The sequence below is a fragment of the Algiphilus aromaticivorans DG1253 genome (assembly GCF_000733765.1).
GTDB lineage: Bacteria > Pseudomonadota > Gammaproteobacteria > Nevskiales > Nevskiaceae > Algiphilus > Algiphilus aromaticivorans.
Window position 1 is genome coordinate 1,184,289 of the sequence record NZ_JPOG01000001.1, and the last position, 17,628, is coordinate 1,201,916.

Sequence of the window (17,628 nt, forward strand, 5' to 3'; positions counted from 1 at the left end):
GTCCTCAGAGGTGCAGCCCGCACTCCGTCTTGGCCTTGCCCTGCCAGCGGCCGGCGCGGCCGTCGCCCTTGACGGTGCAGTGCACGCAGCCGATGGACTGATAGCCCTCCGCGACCAGCGGGTGGAAGGGCAGCTCGTGCTCGGCGATGTAGGCGTCGCGCTCCTCGCGCGTGACGTCGATCATCGGGTTGAACTTGAGGATGCCGCGCCGCCACTCGAAGATCTCCATCTCGGCACGGTTGTCGGTCTGCCAGCCCATCAAGCTGGAAACCCAAACCTGATAATTCGGCTTGACCGCTTCCAGTGGCTCCACCTTGTTGATGGCGCAGCAGAAGTCGGGGTCGCGCTCGTAGGTCTTGTCCTCGCGCGTAAACTGATGCTTCCAGTCCTCGGCGCGCAGGGAGAAGACGCTCAGACCGAAAAGCTCGGTGAGGTACTCCTTGTAGGCCAGCGTCTCGGGAAAGTGATAGCCGGTGTCGATGAAGGCGATCTTCTGCTCCGGCTGCACGCTGTGGATGATGTGCAGGAAATAGGCCGAGGTCGCGGCGAAGGAGGAAGTCACCAGCACGCGCTCCAGGTCGAAATCCTGATAGAGCCGATGCAGGCGCTCGCGAAAATCCAGCGGTGCGTAGTCGGCATTCAGCTGCGCAATGCGCGCATCGCTGGGTGCGTCCGCACGGAGCTCCGCGGGCGGCGCCGGGGCGGGTGCCTCTCCGGTCAGCTCGGCGAGCGGGATGGCGGTGGTTTCGGCGTCGCGTTCCATGCTGCGCATTGTAGGGATTTCGTGGCGCCTTAAAATATTTTTTGCGCAACATCTTTATTGATATGCAATACAGCTATTAAAGATCGTCGCGATCGATGCGTTCGTGCGTGCGGATTTCAACAAACTCGCCCTCGATGGTCACCGGCTCGTGGAGATCGGGGCGGGTGCGCCGGACCGTGGCGTCAGCCGCGCGCAGAGCGGGCGCGCGCACGAAGGGGAGCAACAGGAGTAGTCCGGCAGTATCCGTAATAGGTCCCGGCAGAATGAGCAGCAGGCCGGCCAGCATCAACAACAGGCCGTTGAGCATGTCGCGCGCGGGCAACTCATTTCGGGCCATCGCCGCCTGTATACGTTGAAGCGCCTTCCATCCGCTGATCCGGATAACGATGATGCCGGCCGCTATGCTGCCGAGCATCCACAGCAGCAGGAAACCGCTCCCGATCTGCTCCGCGATGCGCGCGCTGAGAAGAATCTCGAAGACGAGCCAGAGGAGGAAGATAATGAAGGGCATGTTGCCGCCAGCAAGGGTCTCGACACAGCCTAGCAAGTCGGCGTGGCCCTCAGGGCGGTCCTGCTACCGTGCGAGCGGATTCAGTGGGGGACAGATGTCATGACCATCACAAGAACATGCGCACGCATGTTAGCCATCTCGGTCGCCTTAGCGGTCGCAGCATGTGGCTCGGAGGGGCAGGACGCCGGGGCGCCAGTTCAGCAGACGAGCTTGGCCGCGCCGTCAGAGAGCCAACCGCTCATTGTGGCGACACGCAACGCTGCCACCAGCTACATGATCGATCGCAACGAACAGCCTATCGGTCCGGAGTTCGATCGAGTCACCGCCTTTGCCGAGGCGCAGGGTTGGCGCTTGCAGTGGGAAGTCCGCAGCTCCACCGCCGGGGTTCTGGAGGCACTGGTGCACGGTAAGGCGCATCTGGCTGCCGCAGGCCTGTCGCGTACGCCGCAGCGCGACGAGCGCTTCGTGGCGAGCCGCTCCTATCGCAAGGTTAATGAGCAACTGGTCTGTCAGCGAGGCAGCGTGCACGCCGATAGTCTTGCTGACTTGCCCGACGACGTGATCGTTCGCGTAGCAGCGCATACCAGCTATGCCGAGGCTCTCGGTGAATTGCAGGAAGAGGGAGTGGGGCCGAGCTTCGAGCTTACGGACGCCATGGGCACCGAGCGGCTGCTACAGGAAGTCGCGAAGACCGGTGCGATATGTACGGTGGGCGATTCCACCATCGTGGCCGTCAATCGGCGCGTCTTCCCGAATCTGGATGTGGTGCTCACCATTGGCGAGCCGCGCGAGCTGGTGTGGTACGCGCATCCGGCTCATGAGGGTCTGGCCGAGACGGCTTCGAGCTGGATGCAAAGCGAGGAGGCGGCCAGCGTCGCGCAGCGCATCGATCATCGCTACTACGACTACATTGCCGAGTTCGACTTCGTCGATCTGCGCGCGCTGAGTCGCAGCGTTGTGAGCAAGCTCCCGAAATATCAGCCCTTGTTCGAGGAAGCGGCGCGCAACACGGAATTCGCGCCCGACCTGCTTGCAGCGCTCTCGTACCAGGAATCGCACTGGAACCCGGAGGCGAAGAGCCCGACCGGCGTGCGCGGCATCATGATGCTGACCCAGGCCACGGCAAAGGAGCAGGGCGTCGACGATCGCCTCGATCCGGAGCAGGCCATCCCCGGCGGCGCGCGCTATCTGGCATGGCAGCGCAACCGGCTCCCCGAAGAAATCTCCGAGCCGGACCGGAGCTATCTGGCGCTGGCTGCCTACAACATCGGCCGCGGGCATCTGCTCGACGCCCGCCGTCTGGCGCGCAGGCTCGGGCGTGATCCCGATTCCTGGGCGGAGATGCGCGAGGTGCTGCCGCTGCTCACCGAGCCGAACTATTACAAGGATCTGCGCTATGGCTACGCGCGCGGCTACGAGCCGGTGCACTACGTGCAGCGCATCCGCAACTACCGCGACGTCATCTCCGTGCACTTCGACTAAAGGTCTCCGCACAACATCGCTTGTGATATCTACTTGAGAGCCTCGGGTGCTCAAGATGGCGACGGTAGCGGGTGCGCCGAGTTCTCCAAACTGTCATCTAATCTTCATCATCGGCCGCGACACTCCGCGCCTTTGAATTAACGGGTTGGGGCGCGAGTGAAGGATCGAGGCCTGATGCCGGCCATGCGGCGCCGGCAGATGTTGCGCGCGGGAACAGGTGCGGGTGCCACGCTCTTGCTGCCACCGCTGTTGGGTGGCTGTGGTGGCAGCGAATCTGCCGAGGGCTCGGCAGGGGCCGTGAATGAGGAGGCGCGCGATATCGGTGGCTTCAGTGAGGCCGGTGAGCCGCTACCGCGCGGCATCCACGTCAGCTTCAGCGACGATCCGCGCAGTACGCGCACGCTCACCTGGTTCACCGACACGACGCGCGATCCCGGCACGATGATCGAGTACGGTCCGGTAACGCCGGATATGGACGCCGAGGCGATCCGCAATGCCCCATTTCCGGCGCGTGCCAAGGGCGACGTCGATCCCGTCTTCGACGTCGACGCGCTCACGCATCGCGTGGTCGCGCATGGGCTCGATCCGGAGCTACCCGTGCGCTACCGCGTCGGCGGCCCCGGCGCTTGGTCAAGCGTGCGCGTGTTGCGCGCCGCACCGCCCAAGCCGGATCGCTTCCGCTTCTGCCACTTCGGGGACTCGGGGGTTACGGCGCCCGCCGCCTGGGTGCGCGATGGCGTCATGGATATGGCGCCGGATTTCCTGATCGTTGCCGGCGACCTTTCCTACGCCGATGGCAATCAGCCGGTCTGGGACGAATGGTTTCAGCAGATGCAGCCGCTACTGGCGGGCACACCGATGATGGCCAGTCCCGGCAATCACGAGAACAAGGATGCCAACGGTCGCGGTTATCTCTCGCGCACAACGCATTTCTCGCCGCCGGGCTCGCGCGGCTGGTACAGCTTCGATTACGGGCGCGTGCATTTCGTCGCCTCTACCGGTGGCGCCTTCGTCGCCGACCTGCGCCTACCGGTGGAGATCCTCTGGCTTGAGCAGGATCTTGCGCGTGCAGCGCTGCGTCGTGCGGCGGGCGAGATCGACTTCATCATCTTCTTCAACCATTTTACGGTCTGGACCGATCAGGAAGGTCGTGGCCCCAACGATCCGCTGCTGGTGACACTGCTCGAGCAGATCGTCCTGCGCTACGGCGTCGATCTGCTCGTGGTCGGCCACGACCACATCTATCAGCGCTCGCACCGGATGGCCTATGGACGCCAGGCCGAGAACGGCTATGTGCAGGTGACGCAGGGCGCCGGTGGCAAGTCCATGCGCGGCTTCGATCCCATCAGCGACTGGTCCGCCGTCGCCGAGCGCCGCTTCAGCTTCTGCGAGTACGAGGTCGAGCCCGAGCACATCACGCTGCGCACCTGGGCGGTGGACGATGCCGACAACCAGCGTGGGCAGGGGCTCGAGTTGATTGACGAGTTGAGCATCGGCCTGCGCAACATGCTTTTGCGCAACAAGGCGGCGCAAACGCCGCGCCAGCGCGGTGAGTTGCTTTCGGACATCGGAGCGATCGAGAGCAATACGCTCCGACGCAACCAGCGCCCTTGCCCTTCCGATCATCATCACCATCATTTCCAGCGCAGGCCGCGGCCCGGCTGAGGCCGAGTGGTGCGTGGCTGGCTGCTCGGCCTAGCGCGGCTCACGCCAGGCTTCGGCGACGGCCTCGCCGCGCGCCGTGTCAAGCCGTGCCGTCGCCACCAGCGCGGCGCCGAAGAGCAGGATGCAGAAGACGATGGCGTCGGCCAGGCCGAAGGCCAGCTGGATCAGGCCGAGGCCGATCATGCCGAAGACGGCCGCCAGCTTGGAGACCATACCCCAGATGCCGAACATTTCGGCCGCCTTGCTGCGCGGGGTGAGCACGCCCACCAGCGCGCGACCGGCCGACTGCGACGAGCCCAGACTCAGCCCGGACAGCACGCCGGCAAAGAGGAAGACGTACTGCGCCTCCCAGACCAGCCCGAAGGCCGCGTTGGCCCAGTCGGTGAGCGCGCGGGTCTGCCAGATGGCGGCGATGGCGGCGATCCAGAGTAGGAGTGTCGCGATGTAGACCGGCTTGGCGCCGACCCGGCTCTGCAGGAAGCCGAAGGCGATGGCGCCGACGGTGGCCGTGATCTGCACGGTGACGAACATCGCCACGCGCACCGATTCGTCCCAGCCGATGATCTGTGCGCCATAGATGAAGGCGAAGCTGATGACGATGTAGATGCCGGCCATGACGAAAAAGACCGAGACCATCAGCCAGCTCAGGTCGCGGAAGCCACCGAGTCCGCGCACGGTGGCGTACACCCGCGCCACGCCGAGCGCCGTCCACGACTGACCGGCCGGCACGCGGCTGGCGCGGCCCCGCTCGCGCAGGAAGACGAAGGTGGGGATGGCGGCGACGAGGAAGAAGACCGCCGCGAAGGGGCCGACCCAGCGAATGGTGTCGAAATTCTCGGCCGTGACCTCGCCGAGAAACAGCAGGGCGAAGGCGGTGGCAACCAGGCCACCGATGTAGCCCATGCCCCAGCCTATCCCCGAGATCCAGCCCAGCGCGCGTGCCGGGCCCAGGCCGGGCAGGAAGGCCGAGATGAAACTCTCCCCGACGCCGTAGCAGAAGTTCGACAGTACGATCAGCAGCACGCCCAGCCAGACCATGCCCGGCTCCACCCAGTAGAGCATGGCGGTGGTCAGCACGGTGCCGACATAGCTGGCGAAGAGGAAGCGCTTGCGCGTGCGTGTGGCATCCATGACCGCGCCAGCCAGTGGCGCCGCGACCACCACCATCAGCGAACTGATCGCCAGCGCCAGGCTCCACAGAAGATTGCCCCAGCGGTAGTCCGGCGCGTCTCCGACGATGACGCGTGTGAACAGATCGCCGTAGATCACCGTGATGATCAGCAGCGTATAGGCCTGATTGGCGAAATCGAACATGCCCCAGCCGGCGATCTCGCGGGCGGGGGCGATCTTGCGCGTCACCATGCGGGGTTTCCGGGGCTGTGAACGGAGGGTGGCCGCCCGCTCAGTGGCGGTTCACCGCAGGCTGCTAGCTTAGCGGCTGTGACTGGCGCGCATTGCGCGGCCGGTCCTGTCGTCAATCAACAAGGAGTTGTCATGCGTATTCATCATCTGCTCGCGATTTCCGCCCTGGCCACCTTTGGGCTCGCCGCCTGTAGCGAGGACAAGTCCTCAATGGAAAAGGCCCAGGATTCGGCGCAGGAAGCCATGGAAGAGAGCGGCGAAGCCATGGAACACACTGGCGACGCGATGCGCGAGGGCGCCGAAGACATGAAGAAGGACGCCGAAGAGGCCATGCAGGACGACGAGAACGGCAGCAGCAGCGGCTACTGAGGGCGCCGCTCCGCTGCCGCCGGGGGCGTTGCCTGCGGCCAGCGCGGGTGCGTCCAAACCGGCGGCAGTCCTTCCGGCAGCCGGGGCAGCGTGCCGAGTCGGATCCAGCGCTGCTCGGGGTCGTGAAAATCCGATCCGCTGGAGGCGTACAGCCCGCATTCGCGGGCGGTACCGAGCAGCCGGGCGGTGGCATCCGGGTCGCGCGCCGTGGTACTGATCTCGAGGGCGTCGCCGTCGGCCTCGACGAAAGCCCGGAGGATGCGGTCACGCCCGCTGTGTGTCTTGGCGTAGCGCAGCGGGTGGGCGAGCACGGCGATGCCGCCGGCGGCGTGCAGCGCCGTAACCGCTTCCGCCATGCTCGGCCACTCGGCACGTACCGCCGCACCGCGACCGTCCGCCAGATGCGTGCGAAAGGCGCGCTTGAGATCGCGCGCAACGCCGCTGGCTACCAGCAGCCGCGCGAAATGGGTGCGCGTCAGGCGGTCATGTCCGGCCAGATCGCGGCAGCGCGCCAATGCGTTGTGCACGCCGGCGGCCTCCAGCTTGGCGGCGATCGCTTCGGCGCGTGCCTGCCTGAGCGCGTGAATTCGCGTCAGAAGCTGCTGCAGCGACGGTGCCTGCGCGTCGAAGGCTAGGCCGACGATGTGGATGGTGATGCCACGATAGGTGCAGGACAGCTCGACGCCGTCAATCAGCTGCGCGTCATGCTGCTTCGCCGCTGCCCGCGCCTCGGGCAGACCGGCGACCGTGTCGTGGTCGGTCAGCGCGACGTGGCGCAGCCCCGCCTCGGCCGCCCGTGCCAGCAATGCGGTGGGTGACAGCACGCCGTCAGAGGCGTGCGAATGCATGTGCAGGTCGACGCCGCCGGGCGCCGGCGCACTTGGGTGCACCGGCGCATCGGGGGACGCTTGTGCTTCGGCGATGATCAGTTGCCCGCGTTCTTCAGCCACTCGAGGAAGGATACGCCGACACCCACGACCGCGGCGGCGGCGTCGTAGCTCATCAGCTTGAAGCGCTGCCAGAGTGTTCCCTCTCCCTGCTGCCGGTCCAGCTCCTGGTGCCCCAGCTCGATGAGATAGGCATGGACGGCCATGGCCTCATCCTTGGTCATGGTGCCGTCGAAGCCGGGCATGCCCTCATCCTTCTGGCTGCCGCCCAGCACGATGCCGAGAAAGTTGCGGTGCGTGGCTGCATCCATGGTGCGCAGGTCGGCGATGTTGGGATGGCCGATAGCGCGGGGCCCGTGGCAGTAGACGCAGTAGTAGTGGTACAGCTGATTGCCCTTGGCCAGCGTCTTCTTGTCAGCGACTTGCTCGGGGGGCTCGGGGGTACGCTTCTGGCGCAGGACTTCCGGCAGAACGCCCGGCCCGTCCAGCTTGAAGGTCAGCAGGCGTCCCTGCGTCGAAGGCTCCTCCAGGGTATTGCTGGCGAAACCGAAGGACATGCCGAAGGCACCGCCCCAGCCGACGAGAATGCTGACGTACTGCTCGCCGTCGATCGTGTAGGTGACAGGCGAGCCGATGATGCCCTGCTGGGCATTGAAGGACCACAGCTGCTCGCCGCTGGCGGCGTCGATGGCGCGGACCTCGCCACGGCCGGTGCCGTCAAAGACGAGCCCGCCGCCGGTGCACAGCGCGCCGCTGTTCCAGGGGCTGCCGGCGTCCGCGCGCCAGACTTCCTTCTGCGCCTGCGGATCCCAGGCTAGTAGGAAGCCCGCCGCCATGGCCGAGCCCACCTTGCTGACCAGCTCGGCATCCATCCAGGGTGGCACGGTAATGTCCTTCATGACATCCATGCCGACGTTCCAGAACTCGGGCTGGTACTCGAAGCCTTCCTCGGCACGGTAGATCATGGCGAGCTGGCGCGCCGGGATGTAGACGTAGCCGGTATCCCGCGAGTAGCACATCGGCTGCCAGTTGTGCCCGCCCATGGGCGAGGGGAACTGATAGACGGGGCCTTCGCGGTAGTCATTGTCGGTTTCGATGGGCCGGCCGGTTTGCATGTCGATGCCCTCGGCCCAGGAGACCGGGACATAGTTCTCGGCCGACAGCAGCTCGCCGGTTTTTCGGTCGAGCACGTAGAAGAAGCCGTTCTTAGGCGCCTGCATGATGACGTCACGCGGCTCGCCGTTGATCTCCAGCTCGGCGAGGATCAGGTGCTGCGTAGCGGTGTAGTCCCAGCCTTCGCCCGGGGTGGTCTGGTAGTGCCAGACGTACTCGCCGGTGTCCGGATCGAGCGCGACGATGGAGGAGAGGAAGAGATTGTCGCCACCGGCCGGGCTGCGGATGTGCTTGTTCCAGGGCGTTCCGTTGCCGACACCGATGTAGAGAAGGTCGAGGTCCGGGTCGTAGGCCATTGAATCCCATACGGTTCCTCCGCCACCAATCTCCCACCAGGGGCCGCCACCCCAGGTTTCCGCGGCTTTCTCCAGGATCGGGTTCTCGAAGGGTTCCTCGGGGTTGCCGGGTACGGTGTAGAAGCGCCAGAGCATCTCGCCGTCGTCGGCGTCGTAGGCGCTTATGTAGCCGCGCACGCCCAGTTCGCCGCCGCCGTTGCCGATGAGGACCATGCCGTCCACGACGCGCGGGGCGCCGGTGATGCTGTACGGCCGGTCGAGGTCGATGGTGAGCTTGTCCCAGATGATCTCGCCATCTTCGGGATCGAGGGCCACCAGCCGGCCGTCGATGGTGCCGACGAAGAGCTTGCCTTCCCAGACCGCCAGGCCGCGATTGACGACGTCACAGCACATGTACTTGGCGCGCGACTTGTCGACGTCGAGATCATTGCGCCACAGGATCCTGCCGCTGCGGCCGTCGACGGCGATTACTTCGCTGTATGTGCCCGTGAAGTAGAGCACGCCGTCGATGACCAGGGGCGTGGCCTCCAAGCCGCGCTTGGTGCCCAGGTCGGTGTACCAGGCCAGCCCAAGCTGGTCGACGTTGTCGCGATTGATGGCATCAAGCGGGCTGTAACGCTCCTCGGCGTAGTTGCGTCCGTGGGCGATCCAGTTTCCCGGCTCGCTGTCCGCGTTGATGATGCGCTCGGCATCGACGTCGAGAGAGGCGCTGGCGGGGGCGAGCGCGCAGGCGGCGATCAGGGCCGCGGCGAGCCGCAGCGGGAGGGTGGGGCGCGACATGAGGACGTGTCTCCTGCTTGTGCTTGCTATTTCTGTAGGAATCGTTTCACTGAACGATCATTCATTTATAGCACGGACGGGGGCTTTCGGGCAGCCCTCAGCCCAGAAGCTGATAGGGGCCACCGCGCTCCAGCGCGCGCTGATAGGCGGGCCGGGCCTGTGCGCGCTGGACGAAATCGGCGATGGCGGGCCGGTTTCCCTCGGTGCGCGCGCTCGCTGCTTCCAGCGGAAAGCTCATCAGAATGTCGGCGGCGCTCCAGCTGCTGCCCACGAAATGGCCGGTGCCCTGCAGCCGACCCTCGATGTAGTCGAGGTGCAGATCAAGCTGCGGGCCGAGGAAGCGCTTCATGACGTTGCCTTCGATGCCTCGCATAAGGGGTCGCATCAGCTTCGGCGCCTGCTTGGGCAGTTGGCCGAAGATCAGACGCATGACCAGCAGCGGCATGATCGAACCCTCCGCGTAATGCAGCCACTGTCGGTAGTCCAGGAACTCGGCACTGTCGCGCGCCGGCGCTAGTGCGCCGTCGTCGAAGCGTTCGACGAGATACTCGACGATGGCGCCGGACTCGGCGATGACGGTGTCGCCGTCGCTGATTAGCGGTGACTTGCCGAGCGGATGCACGGCCTTGAGTTCGGGTGGGGCGAGCATCGTCTTCGTGTCGCGCTGGTAGCGGCGTACTTCGTAGTCGGCCCCGAGTTCCTCCAGTAGCCACAGAATGCGCTGCGAGCGCGAATTCTCAAGATGGTGGACGACGATCATGCCTGCTCCCCTTCGTGTGCGATGGGCTCAGTCTGCCGGAGCCGTTCCACCGGTGTCGTCGCTGTACCAGTAGGCCATCGCGTCTCGTCGCACCCCTTCGCGTGTGCTGGCGGCCGGGCACCACTGCTGGTGGGAGCGCGCGGCCTGCATCAGAAACTCGAAGAGGGTGGTGTGCTGGCGCAGGATGCGACGATGCCGGTGTGGCGATAGCGGGTTGAAGATGCCCAGCCGGTTCAGCAGCTGCGAGGGCGATTTCTTGACCCAGAGCCAGGACCCCAGCTCCAGCGTCAGCGGCAGAAAGGTCGGTGCATGCGTCAGATCCCGGCTTTCCAGGTGCAGGTAATCCCAGAGGTCGCCATGGGTGGTGTAGCGGCGCGCCTGCGGCTCGATCTGATAGATGCTGTGGTACGGGTGTGCGGCTCGGAAGCGGCAGCGCAGGGCGTAGAGTTCGGCCAGGCAATCGATCGGCCGCCGCGTATAGGCATAGGGGAACCACAGCCTGTCCTGCGCACCAAAGCCGGAATGACAATCCAGAGTGATTGCGAAAGGGTGCGCGAGCAGTCGTTGCGTCACGAGCTCGCAGACCGCCTGCGCCTCGGCGGCCATCGGTGCGCCGGCGCGGCCGCGATACCAGGGCAGCCGTCGCGACAGCCGCTGTCCGCCCAGCGGCCAGGGCGGGCGCTCGGTGGCGTCGAGGGGGGCGTTGCGCATCAGGTCGATGCCTTCCGGATTTCCGCGGCGGCCGGCGCGCATGCCTTCGGGGTTGACCAGCGGCACGAAGACGACGCGCAGGTGGCGCAGCGTCTCCTGCAGCGTCTCGTCCCATTCCAGACGCTCGATCAGTGAATGCAGAAAGGCCAGCACCACCTGGCTGCCGATGCGCTCGACGCCGTGCACACCACCGAAGAAGCCGATGGCGGGCGCGGATGCAGACTGCGTGCCCAGCTCGATGCAGTGGATGGGCAGTTCCTCGGTGCCGACGCGGGCGATTACCTCGCTCCTCAGTCGATTGCCGCCGCGCGCGATCAGATAATGCAGATGCGCCAGTTCGGGCAGTGTGCCGGCACGCTGTAGGGGTTGCAGGGATTCCATCCGCGAATGTTGGTGGGTGCGCGTTTCAGCGAAATGACCTCCGCCGGCATCCCGATGCGCCTGCGGCACGTAAGGTGGACGATGAAAAGCAAAACAAGCATAAAGACAATCGTGCCCCGGCTCCGTGGCGCCGCCATTCTGGCCGCGAGCTTGCTGCTGGCAGCCTGCGCCACGCACAGCAACCGGCCCGAAACACCAGCCGCGTCGATGCCGGAGCGCGACTTCGAGCGCCACGAGCAGCTGCGCTACAGCCCGGAGGGCTGGCCCGAGGCGCTGCACGCCGACATCTACCAGCCGACGGGCCAGGGGCCATTCCCGGCCGTGCTGCTGGTGCACGGCGGTGGCTGGGCGCGCGGCGAGCCCGCCGACATGACCGCCATCGCCGAGGAGCTGGCCGGCGCCGGCTTCGTCGTGATGAACGCGGCCTACCGATTCGCGCCCGAATACCGCTTCCCGGCGCAGTTGCACGATTTGCAGCAGGCGCTGCGCTGGCTGCGCGAAGAGGCGCCGCAATTCGGCGTGGATTCCGAGCGTGTCGCCGGCTTCGGCTACTCGGCCGGCGCGCATCTGGTGGCCCTGCTTGGCCTCTCGGCGGCCGACGAGGCGCTGGATGCCCCGCACGGCAGCACTGATACGCGCCTGCAGGCCGTGGTCGCGGGCGGCACGCCCACCGATCTGCGCAAGTTCGACGGTGGAAAGCTGGTGCCGCAGTTCCTCGGTGGCGATCAGCGCCAGGCGCCGGAGGCGTACCGACTGGCTTCGCCAATCGTCCACGTCACACCGGCGGCGCCGCCCTTCTTCCTCTATCACGGCGGTAGCGACATGCTGGTCAATGTCGACCACGCAGAGGATTTCGCCGCGGCGTTGGAAGCCGCCGGCGTGCATGTCGAGCTTTACCGTATGCGATTGCGCGGGCATATCACCGCTTTCCTCAGCGATGGCACGGCGGTGGCGCGTGCCATCGCTTTTCTGCGGGTCCAGCTTATGTCCGAGTAAGCCTCGATCGCGCTCAGTTGCTGCACTGTGCGTGGCCGCGGGTCTGAAGGGCTTGGCGAAAGCGCCGAGGACTCTGGCCGCTCCAGCGCCGAAATGCGCGGGTGAAGGCGCTCTGCTCGGAATAGCTGAGTAACTGCGCGATCTCGCCGAGTTGCAGCCGCTGATCGGCGAGATGATCGCAGGCTAGCTGGTAGAGGCATTCGTCGCGCAGCGCGCGGAAGCTCTGGCCTTCGGCAGCCAGGTGGCGATGCAGGCTGCGCAGCGACAGGTGCAGGCGCCCGGCGACGGTTGGGGCATCGGCGCGCCCTTGCTGCAGCAGCTCGGGGATGAGGGTGCGGATGGCTGCGCCGAACTCGCCGCGTGGTGGCAGCCGCCGGAGCTGCTCCGCAGCCTGCGCGCGCAGCAGGGCGAGCAGCTGCGGGTCCGGATGGCGCAGCGGCATGGCCAGCCACTGCACGGGGATGCGCACGCGCGTGCTCGTGGAGTCGAATGCCACCGGGCAGCCGAGGATGGCCTCATGCGGGCTGCGATCGGCTGGCGCGGGATTGACGAAGTCGATGGAGATGGGCGCCATCGTCGGTGCCGCGGTTATGTCGCGTGCCAGGGTCACCAGCGCGGTGACGGCGGCTTCATCGGCCAGTGCTCCCGGCCGGCCCGCTTCGGTACCCCATTGCAGAATCAGTTGCTCGTCCTCGGCATGCACGCGCAGCGGACTCACGTCGTAGAAGAGGCGCTCGAACTCGCGCAGGCGTTGCAGTGCCGCAGCCAGATTCTCGCAGGCCAGCAACACATAGCCCATGAGGCCGAAATGCGCCGGGGTTACACGCTCGCCCAGATGGAGCCCCAGCAGCGGGTCGCCCAGGCGCGCGGCGGCGGTCTCCAGCAGGGCTTTCCAGCGCGTCACCGGAAAGCGGGTGGGGGACTCGGCGTGGCTCGCCGGAGGTGGCGCGCCCAGCAGCACGGTCGCGTCCAGTCCCTGCTCGGCGAGGTAGTCGTAGAGCAGCAGCACATAGCTGTTGGGTACCGCGCCGCGCAGTGGCAGATCCTGGCTCATGGCAGGAAGTGTCAAAAAATAGGCGCCGTCCGTCAATCGCAGGGCCCTGCTTTCGGGCACATTGGCGAACAGGACAAAAGCAGGTAACGACGATGGAGACGATCATCAGCCAGGTGCACGCCCTGCTAGGGCCGCACGTCGACTGGAAGCAGGTGCTGCTGAGCGCGATGGTGCCGTTGTTTCTGATGGCTTTCGTCATCGAGTACACGGCCATGCGTCGGCGCGGGCGTACCGAGCCCTTCGAGTGGCGCGACATCCTGACCAATCTCGGCCTCGGCGGCAGCTATCAGATCTTCGAGACCATCGCGCATCTGCTGGTCACCGGGGCTGCTGTGCTCTGGATCTGGCAGTTCCGGCTCTTCGAGATTCCGGTCAACGCCTGGACGATCGGGCCCATCTTCCTGGGCGTGGAGTTCTGCTACTACTGGTTCCATCGCGGCAGCCACCGCATCCGCTGGTTCTGGAGCGCGCACGTCGTGCATCACTCCAGCGAGCGCATGAATATGACCACGGCCATGCGCCAGAGCCTGCTGTATTCGATCACCGGCTGGTGGCTCTTCTTCATGCCGCTGGTGCTGCTCGGGGTGCATCCGGCCGTGGTCTTCTTCCTCTACGGCGTCAATCTCACCTACCAGTACTTCGTGCACACCGAGGCGGTCGGCAAGCTGCACCCCTGGATCGAGTACTGGTTCAACACGCCCAGTCACCATCGCGTGCATCACGGCAAGAATCCGCAGTACATCGACAGGAACTTCGGCGGCGTTCTGATCTGCTTCGACCGCTGGTTCGGGAGCTTCGAGCCGGAGGCCGAGAAGGTGATCTACGGCATCCCGCGCCAGATCCACAGCTACAACATCCTGACGCTGAACCTCCACGAGTTCCGGGATATGTGGCGCGACGTGCTGCGGCCGGGGCCGATGCGGCAGCGTCTGAAGCATCTGTGGGCGCCGCCCGAGTGGGAGCGGCCGGTGTCGGCGAGCGCAGATGGTCGCGCTGCGGCATCCTGAGGACACGCATATCGCATAACAAGAAGGAGACGCATGGTCGACAAGACCCGGAACCCCACCGGCTGGGGTTATGTGGAGGACGCGCTGGGCGCCGCCGAGCGCAAGGCCATCGCCCCCATGGCGGGTGCCCTCTTCGGCGGCGGGCTGCCCGATGCCCAGGCGGCGCCGGCGGCCGAGGCCATCGCGCTGCCCGATTCGCGCCTGCGAGTGCCCGATGCGCTGTCCGGCTGGGTTTCCACCGGGCACGCCGATCGGCTGCTGCACGCGCGCGGGCGCAGCTTTCCAGATCTGGTCGAGCTGCGTGGTGATGCGCTCGCGGATGTACCCGACGCCGTCGCCGAGCCCGGCAACGAGCAGGAACTCATGGCGGTCCTCGACTGGTGCGACAGCCGCCGCTATGCGGTGATTCCCTTCGGCGGCGGCTCCAGCGTGGTCGGCGGCGTCACGCCCGAGGGCGTCGGCGATGTCGCGGCCGTGGTGACCCTCTCGCTGCAGAAGATGCGCGCGGTACACGCCATCGACGCGCGCTCGGCGACCGTGCACGCCGACGCCGGCATCCTCGGTCCGGATCTCGAAGCGGCCGTGAAGCATCAGGGTCTGGCCGTGCGGCATTTTCCGCAGTCCTACTTCCACTCCTCGCTGGGCGGCTGGGTCGCCACACGCGGGGCGGGGCATTTCTCGACGCAGCACGCCAAGATCGAGGATCGCGTCCAGGCCCTGCGGATCATCCTGCCCGACGGGCGTATCTGCCAGACGCAACGCCTACCCGCGGGCAGCGTCGGTGTCGACCCGAACCGGCTGTGGTGCGGTTCCGAGGGCACGCTCGGCGTCATCAGCCAGGTCTGGCTGCGCTGCGTGCAGGCGCCGAGCCTGCGCGACGGCTGCGGTATCGCCTTCGCGCGCTTCGAGGACGCGCTGGAGGCGGCGCGCACGATGCTGCAGTCGGGCATCTATCCCACCCAGCTGCGCATTCTCGACCCCTACGAGCACATGGTCTCGCGCATGGTGGCCGGCAAGCCGGCGCAGGGCGCCCTGATGGTGCTGGCCTTCGAGTCGGCGGGCGCGCCTGTCGGGCCGCAGATGGCGGCTGCGCATGAGATCGCGCAGCAGCACGGCGGCAGCATCCAGGACTCGGCGGGCGAGGAGTCCACCGGCGACTGGAAGAACACCTTCTTCCGTCAGCCCTATCTGCGCGACGCCATGCTGGACCACGCCGTCGTGCTGGATACCTTCGAGACGGCCGTGCTCTGGTCACAGGTTCCGGCGGCCTATCACGGCATCCGCGAGGCCGTCATCAAGGCGCTGGAGGCCGAGTGCGGGGGCGGGGCGGTCACATGCCGCGTCACGCATGCCTATCCCGATGGCTGCTGTCTCTACTTCGGATTCTTCGCGGCCGGTCGTCGCGGCAGCCTCAATAGCCAGTGGCAGGCGATTCGCGACGCGGCGGCCGCGGCGGTTGCCGAGTATGGCGGCACGGCTTCGCATCATCACGCCATGGGGCGCACGCATCGCGGCTATGCGCGCGAGGAGCTGCCCGAGGCCTTCATCGACGCGCTACACGGCGCACGCGCGCGCCTCGACCCGCGCGGCATCATGAATCCAGGGCTGTTGCCGGATGCCTGACGGGACTTGACCGCAGGCGTAGTATTGCGCCGCAACATTACTTCGGAGAAAGGCCCAATGACCGAGTTCGATACCGACGCGCCGGTCTGTGTGACGGGTGCCTCCGGCTATATTGCCGGCTGGATCGTGCGCTATTTGCTCGAGGCGGGCCATACCGTGCACGCCACCGTGCGCGACCCAGGGAAGGCGAGCAGTGTCGCGCATCTGCAGGCCATCGCGGAGCAAGCCCCAGGCACGCTCAAGCTCTTCCAGGCCGATCTCAATGTGGAGGGCAGCTTCGACGAAGCCGTCTACGGCTGCGGCGTCGTCATGCATACGGCCTCGCCTTTCGTGCTCTCCGGTTATCGCGACGCGCGCAGCGCGCTGTTGCGACCGGCCGTGGAGGGCACCCGCAACGTACTGGGCTCCGTGGATCGCTGCGCGTCGGTGCAGCGGGTGGTGCTGACCAGCAGCGTTGCAGCCATCTTCGGGGACAATGCGGATATCGGCGACACGCCGGATGGCGTCTTCACCGAAGCCCAGTGGAATACCAGCAGCAGCCTGCACCACAACCCCTATCAGTACTCTAAGGCCGAGGCCGAGCGCATCGCCTGGCAGGTCTGCGAGGCGCAGTCGCGCTGGGACATGGTGAGCATCAACCCGGCGATGGTCTTCGGGCCCTCGCTGACGCCGGCCAGCCGATCGGGCAGCATCGACACCCTGCTGCAGCTCGGTGACGGACGCCTGCGCGACGGCGTGCCGCGTCTGGGCATGGGTGTGGTCGACGTGCGCGACGTGGCGCAGGCGCATCTACTCGCGGCCTTCACGCCCTCCGCCGAGGGTCGCTACATTCTCTGTGCTGGTACGCGCACCATGCTGCAGATGGCGAACAGTCTGCGCGGTCGCTTCAATGGCGCGTATTCCTTTCCGAGGCGCGAGTTGCCGAAGTCGCTGGTCTGGCTATTCGGCCCCATGAAAGGGCCGGTGACGCGGCGTTTCGTGATGCGTAATGTCGGGGTGCCGCCGCGCTTCGACAACAGCCGCAGCAAGGCGCTGGGCGTGCGCTACCGCGAGGTTGAAACCACGCTGGCCGAGCATTTCGAACAGGCGGTCAAGGACGGGCTGTTAAAGCCGGCAGGCAGAAGCGCCGCCTGAAGCAGCTGACATCGTAGCGTCATGCGTGCTTGGCAGCATTGCTCGGATGCAAATGCAAAAAAGAGAATCCCTGGACACCCGGGGTATCCAAGCTGATGTCACGCTCAGCGGCGAAGCCGCGCTGCATTTCCGCAAGCTGCTGCGCCACGGACGCGCCGTAGCCGCGTTGACACCCTCCGGGCGGGCTCTGGCGCGGGCCTGCTGCCGTTTCATCGACCCGACACGGCCGCAGACGATCGTCGAGCTGGGTGCGGGCACCGGCGCCGTGACGCGCTGTGCGGCCGCGCGCATGCACCCGGACAGCCGGCTGATCGCCATCGAGCGTGATCCCGATTTCGTAGCGATGCTGCGCGCCTCCTTGCCCCGAGCCGAAGCGCTGGAAGGCAACGCCGAGGCCATGTCGGCGCTGCTGGCGGAGCGTGGCGTTGCGCGCGTCGATGTCGTGCTCAACGGGCTGCCGATGCCGAGCCTGCCCGAGCCGGCGCGCGCCGCCGTGCTGGCCGCCATCGCGGCGCTGCCGGGAAATCCCTGGGTGGCGCAGATCACGGTCATGCCCTGGGTCTTCCGGCGCTTCTACACACGCTTCTTCGAAGAGGTGCGCTTCGAACTCGCCTGGCGCAATCTGCCGCCGGCCGGGGTGTACCACTGCCGCGGGGCGCTGGCCGCAGTCTGAG

16 protein-coding genes are annotated in these 17,628 nt (G+C 66.4%); 8 read left to right on the forward strand and 8 right to left on the reverse strand.

The annotated features are described in order from the left end of the window. Positions 1 to 4 precede the first annotated feature (4 nt). Positions 5 to 772: a phosphoadenylyl-sulfate reductase gene (locus U743_RS05435; RefSeq protein WP_232226726.1), complete on the reverse strand. Its 768-nt coding sequence runs from the start codon at positions 770 to 772 to the stop codon at positions 5 to 7. Between the two features lie 67 nt (positions 773 to 839). Beyond that, positions 840 to 1,274, reverse strand: a complete 435-nt coding sequence (locus U743_RS05440; RefSeq protein WP_052367566.1) for an FxsA family protein — start codon at positions 1,272 to 1,274, stop codon at positions 840 to 842. A 99-nt stretch (positions 1,275 to 1,373) separates the two neighbouring features. Here U743_RS05440 and mltF point away from each other — a divergent pair, with 99 nt between their 5' ends. Together mltF and U743_RS05450 are read left to right on the forward strand one after the other, a co-directional pair. Continuing rightward, on the forward strand, positions 1,374 to 2,756 hold the full coding sequence (gene mltF, locus U743_RS05445) for a membrane-bound lytic murein transglycosylase MltF (protein WP_052367567.1): 1,383 nt from the start codon (positions 1,374 to 1,376) through the stop codon (positions 2,754 to 2,756). Positions 2,757 to 2,930: 174 nt separating this feature from the next. After that, the gene (locus tag U743_RS05450; RefSeq protein ID WP_052367568.1) at positions 2,931 to 4,421 is read left to right on the forward strand and encodes a metallophosphoesterase; all 1,491 of its coding nucleotides are present in this window, start codon (positions 2,931 to 2,933) and stop codon (positions 4,419 to 4,421) included. Between the two features lie 30 nt (positions 4,422 to 4,451). Here U743_RS05450 and U743_RS05455 read toward each other — a convergent pair whose 3' ends face one another. Continuing rightward, complete coding sequence (locus U743_RS05455; protein ID WP_043766177.1) at positions 4,452 to 5,783, reverse strand: MFS transporter; 1,332 nt, start codon at positions 5,781 to 5,783, stop codon at positions 4,452 to 4,454. A gap of 132 nt (positions 5,784 to 5,915) precedes the next feature. Here U743_RS05455 and U743_RS05460 point away from each other — a divergent pair, with 132 nt between their 5' ends. After that, complete coding sequence (locus U743_RS05460) at positions 5,916 to 6,152, forward strand: hypothetical protein (protein ID WP_043766179.1); 237 nt, start codon at positions 5,916 to 5,918, stop codon at positions 6,150 to 6,152. On the opposite strand, the gene U743_RS05465 is transcribed toward U743_RS05460, so the two are convergent. The 4 genes from U743_RS05465 to U743_RS05480 form a co-directional block, all read right to left on the reverse strand. Beyond that, a complete protein-coding gene (locus tag U743_RS05465; RefSeq protein ID WP_232226727.1) occupies positions 6,146 to 7,042 on the reverse strand; it encodes a PHP domain-containing protein in 897 nt (298 codons plus the stop codon). The genes U743_RS05460 and U743_RS05465 overlap by 7 nt on opposite strands. Before the next feature lie 35 nt (positions 7,043 to 7,077). Beyond that, entirely contained in the window at positions 7,078 to 9,288 is a 2,211-nt protein-coding gene (locus U743_RS05470) for a PQQ-dependent dehydrogenase, methanol/ethanol family (RefSeq protein ID WP_084191382.1), read from the reverse strand. 97 nt (positions 9,289 to 9,385) lie between these two features. Then, positions 9,386 to 10,048, reverse strand: coding sequence for a glutathione S-transferase family protein (locus U743_RS05475; RefSeq protein WP_043766181.1), 663 nt, complete (start codon positions 10,046 to 10,048; stop codon positions 9,386 to 9,388). Positions 10,049 to 10,075: 27 nt separating this feature from the next. Continuing rightward, on the reverse strand, positions 10,076 to 11,140 hold the full coding sequence (locus tag U743_RS05480; protein ID WP_052367570.1) for a DUF2817 domain-containing protein: 1,065 nt from the start codon (positions 11,138 to 11,140) through the stop codon (positions 10,076 to 10,078). Between the two features lie 111 nt (positions 11,141 to 11,251). Between U743_RS05480 and U743_RS05485 the strand changes: the two genes are divergently transcribed. Then, positions 11,252 to 12,136, forward strand: a complete 885-nt coding sequence (locus U743_RS05485; RefSeq protein WP_232226728.1) for an alpha/beta hydrolase — start codon at positions 11,252 to 11,254, stop codon at positions 12,134 to 12,136. A gap of 13 nt (positions 12,137 to 12,149) precedes the next feature. Here U743_RS05485 and U743_RS05490 read toward each other — a convergent pair whose 3' ends face one another. Beyond that, entirely contained in the window at positions 12,150 to 13,190 is a 1,041-nt protein-coding gene (locus U743_RS05490; protein WP_052367571.1) for an AraC family transcriptional regulator, read from the reverse strand. 92 nt (positions 13,191 to 13,282) lie between these two features. On the opposite strand from U743_RS05490, the gene U743_RS05495 reads away from it, so the two are divergent. The 4 genes from U743_RS05495 to U743_RS05510 are packed head-to-tail and all read left to right on the forward strand — an operon-like array spanning position 13,283 to position 17,627. Then, complete coding sequence (locus U743_RS05495) at positions 13,283 to 14,197, forward strand: sterol desaturase family protein (protein WP_043766183.1); 915 nt, start codon at positions 13,283 to 13,285, stop codon at positions 14,195 to 14,197. Between the two features lie 33 nt (positions 14,198 to 14,230). Further along, the gene (locus U743_RS05500) at positions 14,231 to 15,820 is read left to right on the forward strand and encodes an FAD-binding oxidoreductase (protein ID WP_043766185.1); all 1,590 of its coding nucleotides are present in this window, start codon (positions 14,231 to 14,233) and stop codon (positions 15,818 to 15,820) included. A gap of 57 nt (positions 15,821 to 15,877) precedes the next feature. After that, the gene (locus tag U743_RS05505; RefSeq protein ID WP_043766187.1) at positions 15,878 to 16,954 is read left to right on the forward strand and encodes an NAD-dependent epimerase/dehydratase family protein; all 1,077 of its coding nucleotides are present in this window, start codon (positions 15,878 to 15,880) and stop codon (positions 16,952 to 16,954) included. Between the two features lie 52 nt (positions 16,955 to 17,006). Beyond that, a complete protein-coding gene (locus tag U743_RS05510; RefSeq protein ID WP_198021947.1) occupies positions 17,007 to 17,627 on the forward strand; it encodes a methyltransferase domain-containing protein in 621 nt (206 codons plus the stop codon). The last annotated feature ends 1 nt before the right edge of the window (position 17,628 follow it).

Bases quoted from the DNA above. Each gene is read 5' to 3' on its own strand.
- U743_RS05435 (WP_232226726.1), bottom strand. From the start codon at position 772: ATGCGCAGCATGGAACGCGACGCCGAAACCACCGCCATCCCGCTCGCC.
- U743_RS05440 (WP_052367566.1), bottom strand. From the start codon at position 1,274: ATGCCCTTCATTATCTTCCTCCTCTGGCTCGTCTTCGAGATTCTTCTC.
- mltF (WP_052367567.1), top strand. From the start codon at position 1,374: ATGACCATCACAAGAACATGCGCACGCATGTTAGCCATCTCGGTCGCC.
- U743_RS05450 (WP_052367568.1), top strand. From the start codon at position 2,931: ATGCCGGCCATGCGGCGCCGGCAGATGTTGCGCGCGGGAACAGGTGCG.
- U743_RS05455 (WP_043766177.1), bottom strand. From the start codon at position 5,783: ATGGTGACGCGCAAGATCGCCCCCGCCCGCGAGATCGCCGGCTGGGGC.
- U743_RS05460 (WP_043766179.1), top strand. From the start codon at position 5,916: ATGCGTATTCATCATCTGCTCGCGATTTCCGCCCTGGCCACCTTTGGG.
- U743_RS05470 (WP_084191382.1), bottom strand. From the start codon at position 9,288: ATGTCGCGCCCCACCCTCCCGCTGCGGCTCGCCGCGGCCCTGATCGCC.
- U743_RS05475 (WP_043766181.1), bottom strand. From the start codon at position 10,048: ATGATCGTCGTCCACCATCTTGAGAATTCGCGCTCGCAGCGCATTCTG.
- U743_RS05480 (WP_052367570.1), bottom strand. From the start codon at position 11,140: ATGGAATCCCTGCAACCCCTACAGCGTGCCGGCACACTGCCCGAACTG.
- U743_RS05490 (WP_052367571.1), bottom strand. From the start codon at position 13,190: ATGAGCCAGGATCTGCCACTGCGCGGCGCGGTACCCAACAGCTATGTG.
- U743_RS05495 (WP_043766183.1), top strand. From the start codon at position 13,283: ATGGAGACGATCATCAGCCAGGTGCACGCCCTGCTAGGGCCGCACGTC.
- U743_RS05500 (WP_043766185.1), top strand. From the start codon at position 14,231: ATGGTCGACAAGACCCGGAACCCCACCGGCTGGGGTTATGTGGAGGAC.
- U743_RS05505 (WP_043766187.1), top strand. From the start codon at position 15,878: ATGACCGAGTTCGATACCGACGCGCCGGTCTGTGTGACGGGTGCCTCC.
- U743_RS05510 (WP_198021947.1), top strand. From the start codon at position 17,007: ATGCAAAAAAGAGAATCCCTGGACACCCGGGGTATCCAAGCTGATGTC.